Consider the following 12,476-nt stretch of genomic DNA (forward strand, 5'->3'; position numbering starts at 1 on the left):
CGCACCTTGAAAGGCTATGCTTGGCCCCTATCTTCAGTTGCAACCTGCACTTTCACATTGGTGATCCACAGATGGACTTCAAAGACTATTACAAGATACTCGGCGTCGACCCGAGCGCGGACGACAAGGCGATCAAGGCCGCGTACCGCAAGCTCGCGCGCAAGTATCACCCCGACGTCAGCAAGGAGCGTGACGCCGAGGACAAATTCAAGGAGGCCAACGAGGCCTACGAAGTGCTTGGCGACAAGGACAAGCGCGCCGAGTTCGACGAAATCCGCAAGTACGGCGGCCAGCACGGCCGGCCGTTCCAGGCCCCGCCTGGCTGGCAGAGCCGCGGCGGCCAGGCCGGTGGCGGTTTCGAGGGCGGCGACTTCTCCGACTTCTTCAGTTCGATCTTCGGCGCCCGGGGTGGCAACCCCTTCGGTGGTGGCGGCCGGCAACAGCGCAGCACCGGCAGGCGAGGGCAGGACGTGGAACTGGAACTGGCGGTCTTCCTTGAAGAGACCCTGAACAACGAATCCAAGCAGATCAGCTTCCAGGTGCCGCAGACCAACGGCGCCGGGCAGCGTACCGGGTTCACCACCAAGACCCTGAACGTGAAGATCCCCGCCGGGGTGACCGACGGCGAGCGCATCCGCCTCAAGGGCCAGGGCGCCCCGGGTGTGGGCGGTGGCGCCAACGGCGACCTGTTCCTGACCCTGCGCATGGCACCGCACCCGCTGTTCGATGTCGAAGGTCATGACCTGATTATCACCGTGCCGCTGGCCCCGTGGGAGGCCGCGCTGGGCGCCAAGGTGGCGGTGCCGACCCTGACCGGCAAGATCAACCTGACCATCCGCCCCGACAGCCAGAGCGGCCAGCGCCTGCGGGTCAAGGGCATGGGCCTGTTGAACAAGCAGGGCGAGCGCGGCGACCTCTACGCCCAGCTCAAGGTGGTGATGCCCGCTCAGTCCGACGCCGCCGCCCGCGAATTGTGGACCCAGCTCTCCGAGAAAGCCGCGTTCAATCCGAGGACTCAATGGAGTAAGTGACCATGAGCAGCACCCTGATCGTTCAACTGGACATGCGTACCCTGTGCCAGGAAGCCGATGTCACGGCCGACTGGGTGATCGAGATCGTCGAGCACGGCATTGTTGAACCGTCGGGGCGAACGCCTGACGAATGGCTGTTCGATGACCGCGCGCCGGTAACCTTGAAGCGCGCGGTGAAGCTGCATCAGGAGCTGGAGCTGGAGTGGGAAGGGGTGGCGCTGGCGCTGGAGCTGTTGGAAGAGGTGCAGCAGTTGCGCAGTGAGAACAGCATGCTGCGCCAGCGGTTGGGGCGGTTTATCCAGATGTGATTGCTTTTCATGGCAGATATTGGGGCTGCTGCGCAGCCCTTTCGCGACACAAGGCCGCTCCTACAGGTGATCGCATTCCCCCTGTAGGAGCGGCCTTGTGTCGCGAAAGGGGCGCAAAGCGCCCCCAGATTCTCAGGCCTTCTCGAGCACCTTGAAATACAACGCCGTAGCCCGATAAACCCCGTCCGGCCCACAGGCATAATCCGGAATCTCCCCCGCCTTGCTGTACCCCAACGCCTGATAAAACGCCTCAGCCCCGGACCCCGCCTCGGTATCCAGATACAGCATCCCCCGCCTGATCCGCCGTGCATCGGCCTCCAGCGCATTCATCAGTTGCTGCCCCAACCCCCGCCGCCGCGCATCGCTGTGCACCAGCAACTTCTGCACCTCGGCCCGGTTCAGCCCGTTGGGCTTCAGGCACAGTCCCAGTTGCACGCTGGCCAGCACTTCCTGGCCCTGGGCAATCACCCACAACAGCTGATCGCCGCTGGCCAGGCGCGCCTTCACCTCATCGAAATAGGCATTGGCCTGCTGCTCATCGATATCGCCGAGAAACCCCACCGAAGCCCCCTGTCGCACCGCATCCAGCAGCAGGGCCACCAGGCCCTCGCGGTAGTAGGCCAGGCCTTCGTGGGTGACGCGTTGCAGGTGGGCGGCGTTCATGGGGTTCAGCTCCTTGAAGGGGGAAGGGCGTTCTCGTCCAGATTCAGCTGCATGAAGGTCAGGTCCAGCCAACGGCCGAACTTCACGCCCACCTGGGCCATCTGCCCAGTGATGGCGAAGCCCAGGCGTTCGTGCAGGCGGATCGATGCGGCGTTGCCGGTCTCGATGGCGGCGACCATCACATGTTTGTCGCATGTGCGTGCACGCTCGATGAGCGCCTGCATCAGCACCGGGCCCAGGCCTTTGCCACGCTGGTCGCCACGGATGTACACCGAATGCTCGACGGTATGCCGGAAGCCCTCGAACGGCCGCCAGTCGCCGAATGAGGCGTAGCCCAATACCCCGGTCTCGTCCACCGCCACCAGGATCGGGTAGCCCCGCTGCGCGCGGGCGTCGAACCAGGCCTGGCGGTTGGCCAGGTCGACCGGGGTTTCGTTCCAGATCGCCGTGGTGTTGCGCACGGCGTCGTTGTAGATGTCGAGGATGCCTGGCAGGTCTTCGACCAGGGCATCGCGCAGCAGGTAACTCATGACGGCATCTCGCAAGGGAAGTCTGTGCAGATTAAATGGTAACCAGGCCACGCACACCCTCGGCCTGCATGTTCTCACCGCGCCCGCGCTGGACGATCTCGCCCCGCGCCATCACCAGGTACTGGTCGGCCAGCTCTTCGGCGAAGTCGTAGAACTGCTCGACCAGCAGGATGGCCATGTCGCCCCGGTCGGCGAGCGTGCGGATCACCGCGCCGATCTCTTTGATTACCGAGGGCTGGATGCCTTCGGTCGGTTCGTCGAGGATCAGCAGGCGCGGGCGGCTGGCCAGGGCGCGGCCGATGGCCAGCTGTTGCTGCTGGCCGCCGGACAGGTCGCCGCCGCGGCGCTGTTTCATCTGTTCCAGCACCGGGAACAGCTCGTAGATGAACGCGGGTACCTCCCGTGCCTCGCGGGCCGGGAAGCGCGACAGGCCCATCAGCAGGTTCTCTTCCACTGTCAGACGCGGGAAGATCTCGCGGCCCTGGGGCACGTAGGCGATGCCGGCCTGTACCCGTTGCTGTGGCTTGAGTGTGGTGATCGCTTTGCCTTCCCATTCCACGTGGCCCTCGCGGGCCGGCAGCAGGCCCATCAGGCAGCGCAGCAGGGTGGTCTTGCCCACGCCGTTGCGCCCGAGCAGGCAGGTGACTTCGCCGACCTTGGCCTCGAACGACAGGCCGCGCAGGATGTGGCTGCCGCCGTAGTATTGGTGCAGGGTGTCGATTTTCAGCATGTGAGTGTTCCTGAAAAGATTGCTGTGCCTGCACTGGCCTCTTCGCGGGCAAGCCCGCTCCCACAGGACTCGCGTCGCCTGTGGGAGCGGGCTTGCCCGCGAAGAGGCCGGTGCAGGTTTCGGTATCTACCGGCCCAGATACACCTCGACCACCCGCTCATCCGCCTGCACCTGCGCCAGCGACCCTTCCGCCAGCACACTGCCTTGGTGCAGCACCGTCACATGGTCGGCAATGCTGCCCACAAAGCCCATGTCATGCTCCACCACCATCAGCGAATGCGTGCCCGCCAGCGAGCGGAACAGCTCGGCGGTGAACTCGGTCTCGGCATCGGTCATCCCCGCCACCGGCTCGTCCAGCAGCAACAACTGCGGCTCCTGCACCAGCAACATGCCGATCTCCAGGAACTGCTTCTGCCCGTGGGACAGCAGCCCGGCCGGGCGCTGGGCCAATGGCAGCAGGCGCAAGGTGGTCAGCACCTCGTCGATGCGCTGGCGCTGCTCGCCACTCAGGCGCGCCGCCAGGCTGGCCCACACCGACTTGTCGGCCTTGAGCGCCAGCTCCAGGTTCTCGAACACCGTCAGCGCCTCGAACACCGTGGGCTTCTGGAACTTGCGGCCGATGCCGGCCTGGGCGATCTGGTACTCGCTCATGCGGGTCAAATCGAGGGTGTCGCCAAAGTAGGCGCTGCCGCTGTCGGGGCGGGTCTTGCCGGTGATCACGTCCATCATCGTGGTCTTGCCCGCGCCGTTAGGGCCGATGATGCAGCGCAGCTCGCCCACGCCGATGTACAGGTTCAGCCCGTTGAGCGCCTTGAAACCGTCGAAGCTGACGCTGATGTCCTCAAGGGTCAGCACCGTGCCGTGGCGGGTGTCGAGCCCGGCCTTGCGCGGCTGGCCCAGGCCGATGGCGTCGCGGCCGGCACCCAGTTGGTCGAACACCGGTTCCAGCATGAATTCCGGATGCACCGGGGGCACGCCTCTCATGGCTGGCTCCTTTTCTTCACAAGCCCGACCACGCCCTTGGGCAGGTACAGAGTGACGACGATAAATAGCGCGCCGAGGAAGAACAGCCAGTACTCGGGGAACGCCACGGTGAACCAGCTCTTCATGCCATTGACCAGCCCGGCGCCGAGCAGCGGCCCGATCAGCGTGCCACGCCCGCCCAGGGCCACCCACACGGCGGCCTCGATGGAGTTGGTCGGCGACATCTCGCTGGGGTTGATGATGCCCACCTGCGGCACGTACAGCGCCCCGGCCAGGCCACACAGCACGGCGCTGAGCACCCACACCAGCAGCTTGAAGCCGCGCGGGTCGTAGCCGCAGAACATCAGGCGGTTCTCGGCATCGCGTACGGCGGTGAGCAGCCGCCCGAACTTGCTGCGGGTAAGCCGCCAGCACAGGTACAGGCTGGCCAGCAGCAACAGCACGGTCAGCAGGAACAGCACCGCACGCGTACCGGGCGCGGTCACGTCGAAGCCGACGATGGTGCGGAAGTTGGTGAAACCGTTGTTGCCGCCAAAGCCGGTCTCGTTGCGGAAGAACAGCAGCATGCCGGCGAAGGTCAGGGCCTGGGTCATGATCGAGAAGTACACGCCCTTGATCCGCGAACGGAAGGCAAACCAGCCGAACACCAGCGCCAGCAACCCCGGCGCCAGTACCACCAGGCACAGGGCCCAGGCGAAGTGCTGGGTGCCGGCCCAGTACCAGGGCAGCTCGCTCCACGACAGGAAGGCCATGAACCCCGGCAGGCCATCGCCGGCCGCCTGGCGCATCAGGTACATGCCCATGGCGTAGCCACCCAGGGCGAAGAACAACCCGTGGCCCAGGGACAGCAGCCCGGCGTAGCCCCACACCAGGTCCAGCGCCAGGGCGACGATGGCGTAGCAGAGGATCTTGCCCACCAGGGTCAAGGTGTAGGCCGAAACCTGCAACGCGTGCCCGTCGGGCAACAGCGACAACAGCGGCAGGGCCAGCAACACCAAAACCACGGCGGCGCCGAGGGCCAGCGAAACCCGCGGCCCGGCCTTTTGTGCGGCAGTGACAAGCAGTGGCTGGTTCATCAGTCGATTACCCGTCCCTTGAGGGCGAACAGGCCTTGCGGGCGCTTCTGGATGAACAGAATGATCAGCGCAAGGATGAGAATCTTGCCGAGCACCGCACCAATCTGCGGCTCCAGCAGTTTGTTGGCGATACCCAGCCCGAAGGCGGCCCAGAGGCTGCCGGCCAGTTGCCCGACGCCGCCGAGCACCACCACCAGGAACGAGTCGATGATGTAGCTCTGGCCCAGGTCCGGCCCCACGTTGCCGACCTGGCTCAGGGCCACGCCACCCAGCCCGGCGATACCCGAGCCCAGGCCGAAGGCGAGCATGTCGACGCCCCCAGTGGACACCCCGCAGCAGGCTGCCATGTTGCGGTTCTGCGTAACTGCACGCACGTTCAGGCCCAGCCGCGTGCGGTTGAGCAGCAGCCAGGTGAGCAGCACCACGGCCAGGGCGAAGCCGATGATGACGATGCGGTTGTACGGCAGCACCAGGTTGGGCAGCAGCTGGATGCCGCCGGACAGCCAGGCCGGGTTGCTCACCTCGACGTTCTGCGCACCGAACAGCAGGCGCACGGCCTGGATCAGGATCAGGCTGATGCCCCAGGTGGCCAGCAGGGTTTCCAGCGGGCGACCGTACAGGTGACGGATCACCGTGCGTTCGAGTGCCATGCCCACCCCCGCGCTGACGGCGAAGGCCACCGGCAGGGCGATCAGCGGGTAGAACTCGATGGCACCCGGCGCGTAGCGCTGCACCAGCACCTGGACCATGTAGGTGCTGTAGGCGCCGAGCATCAGCATCTCGCCGTGGGCCATGTTGATCACCCCGAGCAGGCCGAAGGTGATCGCTAGGCCCAGGGCCGCCAGCAGCAGGATCGAGCCCAGCGACAGGCCGCTGAAGGCCTGGCCCAGCAGCTCGCCCACCAGCAGTTTGCGTTGCACTTGTGTGAGGCTGGTTTCGGCGGCGGTGCGCACGGCGTTATCGGTTTCGGCGCCCGGTTGCAGCAGCGCCTCAAGGCGGGTGCGGGCCAACGGGTCGCCGGTTTCGCCGAGCAGGCGCACGGCGGCCAGGCGCACCGCAGGCTCGCTGGCGCCCAGTTGCAGGTTGGCCAGGGCCAGGCCCAGGGCGGCGTGGACGGCGGCGTCCGGTTCGCTGGCGAAGCGCCGGTCGAGGAAGGCCATCTGCGCCGGTTGCGCGCTTTTTTGCAGTTGCTGGGCGGCGGCCAGGCGGATGCTGGCCTGGTCGCTCAGCAGTTGGTGGCTGGCCAGGGTGTTGTCGATCAGGCCGCGCAGGCGGTTGTTCAGGCGCAGCTTGCGGGTGTCGCCCTCGGCGATGCGGCCTTGGCGCAGGTTTTCCAGCAAAGGCAGGCGCGCGGCATCGGGTTGTGCGGCCCAGGTTTCGAGCAGGCTGGCTTGCTCGGCGGGCTTGGCGCTGAGGAAGAATTCGCCCTCGCTGGCTTGGGTGGCCAGGGGCAGTAGCAACAGAAGGGTGAGCAGGAATCTGAGCATAAGGGCAGTCCTGGAAAATCGGCGGTGGATTCATCGCTGGCAAGCCAGCTCCCACAGGTTCAGTGCTGTTCTCAGGACTGGCGCGATCCCTGTGGGAGCCGGCTTGCCGGCGAATGGGCCGCGGAGCGGCCCCAGTACACTCAGTTCCCTTTCACCGCATAGTCAGGCCGCTTGTCATTCCCGGGAATGAACGGGCTCCAAGGCTGCGCCCGCAGCGGCTCTTCGGTCTGCCACACCACACTGAACTGCCCGTCATCCTGGATCTCGCCGATCATCACCGGCTTGTGCAGGTGGTGGTTGGTCTTGTCCATGGTCAGGGTGAACCCGGACGGCGCCTTGAAGCTCTGCCCGGCCAGCGCCTCGCGCACCTTGTCCACATCCGTGGACTTGGCTTTCTCGGCAGCCTGCGCCCACATGTGGATGCCCACGTAGGTGGCCTCCATCGGGTCGTTGGTCACCGCCTTGTCGGCCCCCGGCAGGTTCTTGGCCTTGGCGTAGGCCTTCCAGTCGGCGACGAACTTCTGGTTGACCGGGTTATCCACCGACTCGAAGTAGTTCCACGCCGCCAGGTGCCCCACCAGCGGCTTGGTGTCGATGCCGCGCAGCTCTTCTTCACCCACCGAGAACGCCACCACCGGCACCTCGGTGGCCTTCAGGCCCTGGTTGGCCAGCTCTTTGTAGAACGGCACGTTGGAGTCGCCGTTGACCGTGGAGATAACCGCCGTCTTGCCGCCAGCGGAGAACTTCTTGATGTTGGCGACGATGGTCTGGTAATCGGCGTGGCCGAACGGCGTGTAGACCTCTTCGATGTCCTTGTCGGCCACACCCTTGCTGTGCAGGTAGGCGCGCAGGATCTTGTTGGTGGTGCGCGGGTAGACGTAGTCGGTGCCCAGCAGGAAGAAGCGCTTGGCGCCGCCGCCGTCCTCGCTCATCAGGTATTCCACCGCCGGGATCGCCTGCTGGTTGGGCGCAGCGCCGGTGTAGAACACGTTCGGCGACATCTCTTCACCCTCGTACTGCACCGGGTAGAACAGCAGGCCGTTGAGCTCCTCGAATACCGGCAGCACCGACTTGCGCGACACCGAGGTCCAGCAGCCGAACACCACCGCCACCTTGTCCTGGGTCAGCAACTGGCGGCTCTTCTCGGCGAACAGCGGCCAGTTGGACGCCGGGTCCACCACCACGGCTTCGAGCTGCTTGCCGTTGACCCCGCCCTTGGCGTTGATCTCGTCGATGGTCATCAGCGCCATGTCCTTGAGCGAGGTCTCGGAAATCGCCATGGTGCCCGACAGCGAATGCAGGATGCCGACCTTGATGGTCTCGGCGGCCTGGATACTCCAGCTCAGGCCCATCGCCGCGATCGATGCGCTGAGGGTGAAGGCCTTGATCAGACTGCGTCGCTTCATTTGGTCACTCCGATGTGAGGTTGTGGTGCTGGCAGGTCGGAGATTGCAAAGGCTGTGCCGTGCGATGGAATGTGCGCGGTAGAGCGGTTGTGCGACGAATAGGGGCGTGCGGCGTGTCCAGGATGGTGCTTGCCGGTTTGGCTTGCACAGGATAGGGGCCAGGGGCTGCTGAACACTTTTGACACATAAGCGGTACTTGAGTACCGTTCCGCACCGCAGTAGTTTCTGCGGTTCGGGATTGGCGTCCCGCTGTCAGAATCGGACACATCGCACCTGCGATCGTTGTGTCCTGCATGGTTGCACCCGTTATGGGCGGAGCCGTGTGTGGGAGCCTTCGGGCTCACCGGAACTTTCTGACCGGCAACGCCAACCCGCACGGCTCCGTCCACCCATATTGGCGTGTGGGCACGGAGATACCTCAGAAAGCTGCATGGAGTAGCCCCATCATGTTCAAGAAGATCGTTCCAGATCCTCCGTTCGCGCCTGTCGCTGGCGCACCTCTCATCCACTTCACCACGCGAGAGGTGCACCCATGAACCAGGAATCGCTGGTCAGCCCTGCTATTGGTAAACCCCGCCCCGTTACCGGCTGTTCACAGTTCGGCACCTGCAATCACGCCCATGATCCGATGCTCTCGGTGCATGCCGGGGTCGATAGCGAGGATGCGCTGGTGTGCGCGGTGGCGGCGTTGAAGGCGGCGTATGAGACCAATGCTGCGGCGTTGGAGAGGGCGGATGAGCCGTTGCGCAGTTTACTGACGGCTACCGAGAATTCGCTGGAGAAGGGGTTGGCGTTGGCTGAGGCGGTGCTTGAAGGGTTGGAGCACGGCTAAGCGCAGGGGGAGCTCTTCGAGGTGTTCGACGGGAGAGTTGCAGCGCCTATGAAATCGAGCGCCGCCCGCGCGGCGCATCGCTGGCAAGTCGCAGCGGCGAACCGCAGCTCCCACATTTGTTTCGGGCCAATTATGCCTTTGAGGGTACCGCTGCCCGCCTTGGTGCATGCCTCAAGTCTTGTGAGGGGCCGGCAGCGCCCACCTCGATACCGCGTCATGCCAACAAGGCGGACAGTGAAGATAGACCAGGAGTAACTGGCCCGAAACAAATGTGGGAGCTGGCTTGCCAGCGATGCGCCGCGCGGGCGGCGCTCGATCTTGAGGGCGCTGCAAAGCTATCGTCAGGCACCTGCCCGCCAGCACGCGATCAAAAGCCCCACCCTCAAGGGCAAGGCTCAGAATCAGTTGCTCCGAGCGTCATGCACCGCCGCACGCGGCTGGCGCTTGCTACGCACAAACTGATACGTCACCGCCAACAGCACAAACCAGATCGGTGTCACCACCAGCGCCTGGCGCGTATCGTCACGCAGGCTCAGCAGCACCAGGATGCCGGCGAAGAACACCAGGCACACGTAGCACATGAAGCGCCCGCCAGGCATCTTGTAGCTCGACGCCTCATGCAGCGCCGCACGGTGTTTGCGGTAGCTCAGGTACGACAGCAAAATCAGCGTCCAGACGAACATGAACAGCACCGCCGACACCGTGGTCACCAGGGTGAACGCCTCGACCACGTCGGGCACCAGGTAGATCAGCACCGCGCCCAGCAGCAGGCAGGCGCAGGAGAAGAACAGGCCGTTGGCCGGCACCGCGCGGCGCGAGAGTTTCTCGAAAGCCTTGGGCGCATCGCCTTCCTGGGCCAGGCCGAACAGCATGCGGCTGGTGGAGAACACGCCACTGTTGGCCGACGAGGCCGCCGAAGTCAGCACCACGAAGTTGATGATGCTCGCCGCCGCCGGCAGGCCAGCCAGCATGAACAGCTCGACGAACGGGCTCTTGCCTGGCACCACGTCGCGCCATGGGGTCACGGCCATGATCGCCACCAGCGCCAGCACGTAGAACACGATGATGCGGATCGGGATCGAGTTGATCGCCCGGGGCAGGGTGCGCTCGGGGTTCTTCGCTTCAGCGGCGGTGGTGCCCACCAGCTCGATGCCGACGAAGGCGAACACGGCAATCTGGAAGCCGGCGAAGAAGCCCATCAGCCCGTGGGGGAACATGCCGCCATCGTTCCACAGGTTGGCCAGGCTCGCGGTGTCGCCGCCGGGCGACTGGAAGCCGGTGATGACCATGTACAGGCCGGTGACCACCAGGCCAAGGATGGCGACGATCTTGATCAGGGCGAACCAGAACTCCATCTCGCCGAACAGTTTCACCGTCACCAGGTTCAGCGACAGCAGCAGCGCCACGCAGCTCAGTGCGGGGATCCACTGCGGCATGTCGGGGAACCAGAACTGCGTGTAGGCGGCAATCGCCACCACGTCGGCAATGCCGGTGACCACCCAGCAGAACCAGTAGGTCCAGCCGGTGAAGTAGCCGGCCCAGGGGCCGAGCAGGTCGGCGGAGAAGTCGATGAACGACTTGTAGTTGAGGTTCGACAGCAGCAGCTCGCCCATGGCGCGCATGACGAAGAACAGCATGAAGCCGATGATCATGTAGACGAAGATGATCGACGGGCCGGCCAGGCTGATGGTCTTGCCCGAGCCCATGAACAGGCCGGTGCCGATGGCACCGCCAATGGCGATGAGCTGGATGTGGCGGTTGGTCAGGTTGCGTTGCAGGTGCTGGTCTTCAGCGGGGGTGGAGGAGGTCCGGGTCATAGGCTGCATTCCATTGAGGGTCAGTCTTTTTGTGAGCGAAAGCCGAACAGGCTATCACGTCGCGTTCCGATCGCGGGCGTGGCAGATCGACACGATCTTGGCGGTGCAGCGTGGTGCTCGACATGACGGGAATCAATGGTTGTTTGTGCCGGCCTCTTCGCGGGCAAGCCCGCTCCCACAGGCGACGCGAATCCTGTGGGAGCGGGCTTGCCCGCGAAGAGGCCGGCGCGGAATCAGGCCTGAGCCACGACCTTGCGCTGGCGCACTACCAGGCTATCCACCACCCACATCACCACCATCGACACCCCCACCAGCGGGAATGCCACGCCCAGCACCAGCATCACCACCACGGCGGTCTTCCAGCGCGGCAGGTCATGGCGCAGCGGCGGCACGCCCAGGCCACTGGCGGGCTTGCGCTTCCACCACATCACCAGCCCGCTCACCGAGCCCAGCAGGATCATCAGGCACACCAGCAGGATGACGATCTGGTTCAGCGGCCCGAACATCTTGCCTTCATGCAGCATCACGCCAAGCTCGGTGGCGCGGGCCACCGGGCTGTAGTCCTGCCAGCGCACATCGGCCAGCACCTTGCCGGTGTATTGATCGATATGCAGGGTGGCGTCGTTGCGTGGGTCGTCGGCGAACACCGCGATGGTGAATACACCGTCGGCGCTGGTCGGCAGGGTAATGCTGTAGCCCGGCGCAACCTGGCGCAGGGTGGCGACGTTCTCGACCTGCTGCAGGCTGACCTGCGGCGCGGCGGGCGCCTGGTCGGCCATGTGATGGCCAGCGTGCTCGGCGTGTGCACCGGACACCGGCATCGGGGTGTTCTCCAGCGCCCACGGCACGGTCTGGCGGTGGGCGTCGTTCAGCTCGCCCGCCTGCTTGTCCGACTTCGGCACATCATTCCACATGGCCGCCGGGAAGCGGTTCCACAGGTCGGCGTACTGCTTGCCCCACACCCCGGTCCAGGTCATGCCGCTGATCAGCATCAGCAGCAACAGGGCCGAGCCCCAGAACCCGGTGACCGCGTGCAGGTCACGCCACAGCACCCGGCCACGGGCACTGAAGCGTGGCCACAGCACCCCAGCACTGCTGCGCCCGCGTGGCCACCACAGATACAGGCCAGACACGACCAGCACGATGCCCCAGCCCGCGGCCAGTTCCACCAGCCGGTCGCCGACGGTGCCCACCATCAGCTCGCCATGCAGGGCGCGGGCGATGGCTTGCAGGTTCTGCTTGCCGTCCTGCTCGCCCAGCACCTTGCCGCTGTACGGGTCGACGAACACATTGAGCTCGCGCCCGCCGTCGTGCACCACGAATTGCGCGCTGCGCTCGGCGTCCAGCGGTGGCAGGTACTGGCCCACGTGGCCCTGTGGATAAGCCTGGCGCACGTTGGCCAGCAGGGTGTCGGCGTCCTGCCGGTGGTGGCCGGCCTCGACCACCATCAAGTCGCGGTACATCAGCGGGTCGAGCTGCGGCTTGAACAGGTAGACGATCCCGGTGATCGCCAGCAGGATCATGAACGGCGCGACGAACAGCCCGGCATAGAAATGCCAGCGCCAGGCCAGGTTGTAGAACGATACGTTTGGTTTGCTCATGGGAGCCTCCC

Annotated in this window: 12 protein-coding genes; 3 read left to right on the top strand and 9 right to left on the bottom strand. The window is 65.2% G+C overall.

The window, feature by feature from the left end; all coding sequences use genetic code 11:
* Positions 1-71 precede the first annotated feature (71 nt).
* Both cbpA and IX761_RS14520 read left to right on the top strand, forming a co-directional pair.
* On the top strand, positions 72-1,031 hold the full coding sequence (gene cbpA / locus IX761_RS14515) for a curved DNA-binding protein (protein WP_194790259.1): 960 nt from the start codon (positions 72-74) through the stop codon (positions 1,029-1,031).
* Positions 1,032-1,033: 2 nt separating this feature from the next.
* The gene (locus IX761_RS14520) at positions 1,034-1,339 is read left to right on the top strand and encodes a chaperone modulator CbpM (RefSeq protein ID WP_194790260.1); all 306 of its coding nucleotides are present in this window, start codon (positions 1,034-1,036) and stop codon (positions 1,337-1,339) included.
* A gap of 132 nt (positions 1,340-1,471) precedes the next feature.
* On the opposite strand, the gene IX761_RS14525 is transcribed toward IX761_RS14520, so the two are convergent.
* The 7 genes from IX761_RS14525 to urtA form a co-directional block, all read right to left on the bottom strand.
* Positions 1,472-2,002, bottom strand: a complete 531-nt coding sequence (locus tag IX761_RS14525) for a GNAT family N-acetyltransferase (protein ID WP_194790261.1) — start codon at positions 2,000-2,002, stop codon at positions 1,472-1,474.
* A 5-nt stretch (positions 2,003-2,007) separates the two neighbouring features.
* Positions 2,008-2,532 (bottom strand): GNAT family N-acetyltransferase, encoded by a 525-nt coding sequence (locus IX761_RS14530; protein WP_194790262.1) that lies wholly within the window; start codon positions 2,530-2,532, stop codon positions 2,008-2,010.
* 31 nt (positions 2,533-2,563) lie between these two features.
* Positions 2,564-3,262, bottom strand: coding sequence for an urea ABC transporter ATP-binding subunit UrtE (gene urtE, locus IX761_RS14535; protein ID WP_194790263.1), 699 nt, complete (start codon positions 3,260-3,262; stop codon positions 2,564-2,566).
* A gap of 126 nt (positions 3,263-3,388) precedes the next feature.
* The gene (urtD, locus tag IX761_RS14540; RefSeq protein ID WP_194790264.1) at positions 3,389-4,246 is read right to left on the bottom strand and encodes an urea ABC transporter ATP-binding protein UrtD; all 858 of its coding nucleotides are present in this window, start codon (positions 4,244-4,246) and stop codon (positions 3,389-3,391) included.
* Positions 4,243-5,322 carry an urea ABC transporter permease subunit UrtC gene (gene urtC / locus IX761_RS14545; protein WP_194790265.1) on the bottom strand — a complete coding sequence of 360 codons (1,080 nt, stop codon included), beginning with the start codon at positions 5,320-5,322 and terminating at the stop codon, positions 4,243-4,245. The genes urtD and urtC overlap by 4 nt, the downstream gene beginning before the upstream one ends.
* Positions 5,322-6,809: an urea ABC transporter permease subunit UrtB gene (gene urtB / locus IX761_RS14550; RefSeq protein WP_194790266.1), complete on the bottom strand. Its 1,488-nt coding sequence runs from the start codon at positions 6,807-6,809 to the stop codon at positions 5,322-5,324. Before urtB ends, urtC begins: the two co-directional genes overlap by 1 nt.
* A gap of 140 nt (positions 6,810-6,949) precedes the next feature.
* Complete coding sequence (gene urtA / locus IX761_RS14555) at positions 6,950-8,215, bottom strand: urea ABC transporter substrate-binding protein (RefSeq protein WP_194790267.1); 1,266 nt, start codon at positions 8,213-8,215, stop codon at positions 6,950-6,952.
* A gap of 532 nt (positions 8,216-8,747) precedes the next feature.
* On the opposite strand from urtA, the gene IX761_RS14560 reads away from it, so the two are divergent.
* The gene (locus IX761_RS14560) at positions 8,748-9,047 is read left to right on the top strand and encodes a hypothetical protein (protein ID WP_194790268.1); all 300 of its coding nucleotides are present in this window, start codon (positions 8,748-8,750) and stop codon (positions 9,045-9,047) included.
* Positions 9,048-9,448: 401 nt separating this feature from the next.
* Here the strand turns inward: IX761_RS14560 and cycA are convergent, their stop codons facing one another.
* Both cycA and IX761_RS14570 read right to left on the bottom strand, forming a co-directional pair.
* On the bottom strand, positions 9,449-10,864 hold the full coding sequence (gene cycA, locus IX761_RS14565) for a D-serine/D-alanine/glycine transporter (RefSeq protein WP_194790269.1): 1,416 nt from the start codon (positions 10,862-10,864) through the stop codon (positions 9,449-9,451).
* Positions 10,865-11,097: 233 nt separating this feature from the next.
* Positions 11,098-12,465, bottom strand: coding sequence for a PepSY-associated TM helix domain-containing protein (locus tag IX761_RS14570; protein WP_194790270.1), 1,368 nt, complete (start codon positions 12,463-12,465; stop codon positions 11,098-11,100).
* Positions 12,466-12,476: the final 11 nt, after the last annotated feature.

Origin of the sequence: Pseudomonas sp. UFMG81, assembly GCF_015354575.1 — a bacterium.
Classification (GTDB): domain Bacteria; phylum Pseudomonadota; class Gammaproteobacteria; order Pseudomonadales; family Pseudomonadaceae; genus Aquipseudomonas.